Origin of the sequence: Burkholderia sp. Bp8998, from assembly GCF_003854235.1 — a bacterium.
Classification (GTDB): Bacteria; Pseudomonadota; Gammaproteobacteria; order Burkholderiales; family Burkholderiaceae; genus Burkholderia.
In genome coordinates this window covers 1-1,550 of record NZ_QTQF01000126.1, presented here as the reverse complement: position 1 = coordinate 1,550, position 1,550 = coordinate 1, and the positions used below count along the sequence as shown (strand labels likewise).

At 63.6% G+C, this 1,550-nt stretch carries 1 protein-coding gene; it reads left to right on the top strand.

Annotation, left to right across the window (positions count from 1 at the left end):
• Positions 1 to 1,470: methyl-accepting chemotaxis protein (locus DIE06_RS37720; protein WP_124665733.1), on the top strand; the 1,470-nt coding region annotated here is incomplete at its 5' end.
• Positions 1,471 to 1,550: the final 80 nt, after the last annotated feature.

The window sequence follows — 1,550 nt, the reverse complement described above, 5'->3', positions numbered from 1 at the left end:
CTCGCGAGGCTCAGCACCGACATGGGCAGCATGTATTCGGCGAGTACCGTGCCGATCGAGGACCTCGCCGCGATGCAGGCAGCGGCGCTGAAGATCCGCCTGCAGATGCGCTACATCCAGGCGTTGCATGAACAGGACAAGGCGACGGAGCTCGTGGCCGATATCGGCAAGGAGCAGAAGAAGCTGGATGCGGCCTGGCATGATTACTATCCCGCGAAGGTCACGACGGCGGATGAGCGCAGACTGGCCGACCGGATAGCGACGGTATTGGCCGCCTTCCGGACGCAATCGGATGACATCGCCGAGGTGCTTCGCACCGGCAATCTGGACATGGCGGCCTTCTCGATCGATGAGCTGACCGAGATCGGCGACGTGTTGTCAGACGCAATCGGTCGCAACGTCGCGCTGAGCGCCACGCAAGCCCGGCAGCTGGCAGAGCAAGGCAACACGACGTTCGATGCGTTGCGATGGACCGTGCTCGGCGCGATCGGCTTAGGCATTGCCGCGGCTACCGCCGTTTCGGTCTGGCTGCTTTGGGCGATCACGCGGCCGCTGAAGGCAGCGCTCGACGTTGCCCGGCAAATCGCCGAGGGTCGACTGGGGAACGCCGAAGGCATGAGCCTGCACGGCGAGTTCGGTCAGTTACTAGATGCGCTGCAAACGATGGATGGACACCTTGCGAGGACGGTGCATTCGATCAAGGGGGCGAGCGATGCGATTCAGGATGCTTCGAGCCAAATAGCGGAAGGCAGCGCAGATCTGTCATCTGGCGCGAGGCGGCAGACGTCGTCGCTCGAGGAAACCGCCGCGAGCATGAGCGAGCTGATCCTGTTGGTCCAACGCAATGCGGATCACGTTCGCCAGGCTGCCGAGTTTGCCAACGCGACGTCGCTCGCGGCGGATACGAGCGTGGCGGCAGTTGAGCAGATGCGTGGCACGATGGGCGTGATTTCGGCCAGCTCGGAGAAGATCGTGGACATCACCGCGCTGATCGAAGGAATCGCGTTTCAGACCAATATCCTCGCGCTGAATGCTGCCGTCGAGGCGGCCCGTGCCGGCGAGCACGGCCGCGGGTTTGCCGTCGTTGCCGGGGAGGTGCGCAGCCTCGCGCAACGGGCGGCTGGTGCGGCGAAGGAAATCAAGGTGCTGGTCCGCCACTCGGTGGAGTCCATATCGGGCGGAGCCGAACATGCCGACCGGGTGGCTCACGCCATGGGGGATGTTCGGTGTGCGATCCGGCGCGTGGTCGAAATCAATGACAGCATCTTCGAAGCTTCGGAAGAACAGCGCAGCGGGATCGGGCAAGTCAACGAGTCGGTGAACCGCATGGATCAGGTGATCCGCAGCAATGCTGTCGTGGTCGAGCAGGCAGCGCAGGCGGCGCGCTCGCTGGAGGACCAGGTCGCCGCCCAGCGGCGTGCGATTGCGGTCTTCGAAGTCCGCGCGCAGGCAAGCGGGATCATCCAGTGAGCGATTCGTTAATCCTCGCCGCCTGTGAAATCCGCCGCTCAAGCTCCAGTCATCGGTACTGCTCGATTGTGGTTTGGAGT